The organism is Mycobacterium sp. GA-1841, from assembly GCF_001954135.1.
Lineage (GTDB): Bacteria > Actinomycetota > Actinomycetes > Mycobacteriales > Mycobacteriaceae > Mycobacterium.
In genome coordinates, this window is the sequence record NZ_MBEQ01000033.1 from 1 (window position 1) to 4,428 (window position 4,428).

Genomic DNA, 4,428 nt, shown 5'->3' on the forward strand with positions numbered 1-4,428 from the left:
TCCTCTCCGCGGGGGGGGGGGCCCGCGGCGCCGCCGCGCGCTCCCCCCGCTCGCGGCGGCGCCGCGGGCGCCGCCCCCCCGCGATACTTTTCACCGGCCTGGTCGGCGTTCTGACCGCATGTTCGTCGGCGGCGGCTGCGGACATGAAGGCCGGGGACTGCCTGCAGATGAGCGGTACATTCGAGCGTCCGGAGGCGAACCGGGCGGAGTGCGACAGCGACGCCTCCAATTACAAGGTGGTCTCCACCGTCACCGACAGTGCGCAGTGTCCGATCGACGTGGACACTTACTACTCGGTGCACAGCGCGTTCAGCGACGAGACTCAGACGCTGTGTCTGGACATCGACTGGATCGCCGGGGGATGCATGAACATCGACCCTGACAACGGCGCTGATCCCTACCGGGTCGATTGCGCGGATTCTTCTGCGCCGCACCGACAACGGGCCACCGAGGTTCTGCGCGGCGTGTCGAACGTCGATCAATGCGCCAGCGGAGTCGGCTACGCCTACTCCGAACGCCAATTCACCGTGTGCGTGGAGGACGTGTCCTAGCTGGCACGCATGGCTGTCGGGCCGTTGCTCCCGTGTAACATGAGGGCGTTCAGTGGCTGAAGTCTGCGCTGAACACCAGGTGCGACATCCGCGCTCCGCGGAGGTTGTCCCTGCGAGTCATATCGGGCCCGCCGACTCGGGCGGTCTTCGGTAGTGGCTGCCGGAACCCCGGCCACAGGGTCTGTCCCTGGGGGTCATCCGGCCGCTTCGATCGACGGCCGTAGCCGTGTCGAGGCCCCGCGGCGTATCGCCGGCGTGACGACGCGAAACAGTTGAATGAATTCGAAAGAGGCCAACGGACTCTATGTCTGTAGTTGAACTTGAAGACGGTGTGTTCGAATCCACCGCAACCCTCGACAACGGGAGCTTCGGCACCCGCACCATCCGTTTCGAAACCGGACGGCTGGCCCAGCAGGCCGCCGGCTCCGTCGTCGCCTACCTCGACGACGAGACCATGCTGCTGAGCGCGACCACCGCCAGCAAAAACCCCAAGGATCACTTCGACTTCTTCCCGCTGACGGTGGATGTCGAGGAGCGCATGTACGCCGCCGGTCGCATCCCCGGTTCGTTCTTCCGTCGTGAGGGCCGTCCCTCGACCGACGCGATCCTGACCTGTCGTCTGATCGACCGTCCGCTGCGCCCGTCGTTCGTCGACGGCCTGCGTAACGAGATCCAGGTCGTGGTGACCGTGCTGAGCCTGGATCCCAAGGATCTGTACGACGTGCTGGCCATCAACGCCGCCTCGGCGTCGACCCAGCTGGCCGGCCTGCCGTTCTCCGGCCCCGTCGGCGGCACCCGCGTCGCCCTCATTGACGGCCAGTGGGTCGCCTTCCCGACCGTCGAGCAACTCGAGCGGGCCGTGTTCGACATGGTCGTGGCCGGCCGTGTCCTCGAAGACGGCGATGTGGCGATCATGATGGTCGAGGCCGAGGCCACCGACAACGTCATCGACCTGGTCGCCGGCGGCGCGCAGGCTCCCACCGAGGCCATCGTCGCCGAGGGACTGGAAGCGGCCAAGCCGTTCATCAAAGAGCTGTGCACCGCCCAGCAGGCGCTGGCCGAGAAGGCCGCCAAGCCGGCCGGCGAGTACCCGGTGTTCCCCGATTACGAGGAAGACGTCTACGGCGCGGTGGCCGCGGTGGCCACCGACGCGCTGTCCGAGGCGCTGACCATCGCGGGCAAGCACGAGCGCGATGACCGCACCAACGAGATCAAGGTGGAAGTCTTGGAGCGCCTCACGGGGTCTTCTGAGACCTACGCCGGGCGCGAGAAGGAAATCGGCGCGGCGTTCCGTTCGCTGACCAAAAAGCTTGTGCGCCAGCGCATCCTGACCGACCACTTCCGCATCGACGGCCGTGGTATCACCGACATCCGGGCCCTGTCGGCCGAGGTCGCCGTGATCCCGCGGGCCCACGGCAGCGCGCTGTTCGAGCGCGGCGAAACCCAGATCATGGGTGTCACCACGCTGGACATGATCAAGATGGCCCAACAGATCGACTCGCTGGGACCCGAGACCACCAAGCGCTACATGCACCACTACAACTTCCCGCCGTATTCGACCGGTGAGACCGGCCGCGTCGGTTCGCCCAAGCGTCGCGAGATCGGCCACGGTGCGCTGGCCGAGCGGGCCCTGGTGCCGGTGCTGCCCAGCGTGGAGGAATTCCCCTACGCCATCCGTCAGGTGTCGGAGGCGTTGGGCTCCAACGGATCCACCTCGATGGGCTCGGTCTGTGCTTCGACCCTGTCGCTGCTGAACGCCGGTGTGCCGCTGAAGGCGCCGGTGGCCGGTATCGCCATGGGCCTGGTCTCCGACCAGGTCGAGGGTGAAACCCGCTACGTGACGCTCACCGACATCCTCGGTGCCGAGGATGCCTTCGGCGACATGGACTTCAAGTGCGCAGGCACGAAGGACTTCGTCACCGCCCTGCAGCTCGACACCAAGCTCGACGGCATCCCCTCCAAGGTGCTGGCCGGTGCGCTGGCTCAGGCCAAGGACGCCCGTCTGACCATCCTCGAGGTGATGGCCGAGGCCATCGACGCTCCCGACGAGATGAGCCCCTACGCACCGCGGATCACCACGATCAAGGTTCCGGTCGACAAGATCGGCGAGGTCATCGGGCCCAAGGGCAAGATGATCAACTCGATCACCGAGGAGACCGGCGCCCAGATCTCGATCGAGGACGACGGCACGGTGTTCGTGGGCGCGGCCGACGGGTTGTCCGCCCAGGCCGCGATCGACAAGATCAACGCGATCGCCAACCCGCAGCTGCCGAAGATCGGTGAGCGCTTCCTCGGCACCGTCGTCAAGACCACCGACTTCGGTGCGTTCGTGTCACTGCTGCCGGGGCGGGACGGCCTGGTCCACATCTCCAAGCTGGGCCGCGGCAAGCGCATCGCCAAGGTCGAAGACGTGGTGAAGGTCGGCGACAAGCTGCGTGTGGAGATCGCCGACATCGACAACCGCGGCAAGATCTCGCTGGTGCTGGTCTCGGAAGATCAGGCAGAGGGCACGGCTCCGGCCGACGCCGAGGCGCCTGCTGATGGCGCTCCGGCCACGGCCGACGCCGCTGCTGCCGAGTCCTGATCGCCTCAGCTCGACACAAGGCGTCTGCACTGAACACCGCACATGTCCGCCGGACGGATCTGCCCGGCGGACTCCGGGTGGTCACTGAGTACATCCCGTCGGTGCGTTCGGCATCGGTCGGGGTCTGGGTGGGAGTCGGTTCCCGCGACGAAGGACGAAGCGTCGCGGGTGCCGCCCACTTCCTGGAGCACCTGCTGTTCAAGGCCACCCCGACCCGCAGCGCCGTCGACATCGCGCAGGCCGTCGATGCCGTCGGTGGTGAGCTGAACGCCTTCACCACGCGCGAGCACACGTGCTATTACGCGCATGTGCTCGATACCGACCTGGAGCTCGCAGTCGACCTCGTGGCCGACGTCGTGCTGCGGGGGCGTTGTGCCACCGAGGATGTCGAGGTGGAACGCGACGTCGTCCTCGAAGAGATCGCCATGCGCGACGACGACCCCGAGGACAGCCTCGGCGACGTCTTCCTGTCGGCGATGTTCGGTGATCACCCGGTGGGACGTCCGGTGATCGGCAGCGTCGAGTCGATCGAGACGATGACGCGTGCACAGTTGCACTCGTTCCACGTCCGCCGCTACACGCCCGAACGAATGATCGTGGCGGTGGCGGGCAATATCGATCACGACGTGGTGCTGTCGTTGGTGCGCGAGCATTTCGGTCCGCGACTGGAAGCCGGACGCAGCGCGGTGGCTCCACGTAAGGGCGCGGGGCGCGTCGGCGGCAAGCCGTCGTTGCTCGTGGTCGACCGCGACGGGGAGCAGTCCCATGTGTCGCTGGGGGTTCGCACCCCCGGCCGGCACTGGGAACATCGCTGGGCGCTGTCGGTGCTCAACACCGCGCTGGGCGGTGGCCTGAGTTCCCGTCTGTTCCAGCAGATCCGCGAATCCCGCGGCCTGGCCTACTCCGTGTACTCGACGGTGGACACCTTTGCCGACAGCGGGGCTCTCTCGGTGTATGCGGGATGTCAGCCGGAACGGTTCGACGAGGTGGTCCGGGTGACCACCGACGTGCTGGAAGGTGTTGCCCGCGACGGCATCACCGCCGATGAGTGCCGGATCGCCAAGGGCTCGTTGCGGGGCGGTCTGGTACTCGGCCTGGAAGATTCCGGATCCCGCATGCACCGGATCGGACGCAGCGAGCTCAACTACGGTGAACACCGCACGATCGATCACACGCTGGCCCAGATCGAAGCCGTCACCCTCGACGAGGTCAACGCCGTGGCGCACCAGTTGCTGACTCGCGACTACGGTGCCGCGGTGCTTGGTCCGTACCGATCGAAAAAGACGCTGCCGC

Annotated in this window: 3 protein-coding genes; all 3 read left to right on the forward strand. The window is 66.8% G+C overall.

Going from position 1 to position 4,428, the window contains the following annotated elements; translation table 11 throughout:
- The first annotated feature begins 143 nt into the window (after positions 1 to 143).
- Complete coding sequence (locus A5740_RS09200) at positions 144 to 551, forward strand: hypothetical protein (protein WP_076193361.1); 408 nt, start codon at positions 144 to 146, stop codon at positions 549 to 551.
- Positions 552 to 855: 304 nt separating this feature from the next.
- Positions 856 to 3,135: a polyribonucleotide nucleotidyltransferase gene (locus tag A5740_RS09205; RefSeq protein ID WP_076193363.1), complete on the forward strand. Its 2,280-nt coding sequence runs from the start codon at positions 856 to 858 to the stop codon at positions 3,133 to 3,135.
- A 29-nt stretch (positions 3,136 to 3,164) separates the two neighbouring features.
- Positions 3,165 to 4,428 (forward strand): pitrilysin family protein (locus A5740_RS09210; RefSeq protein ID WP_076193364.1); only part of this gene is annotated, 1,264 nt, incomplete at its 3' end.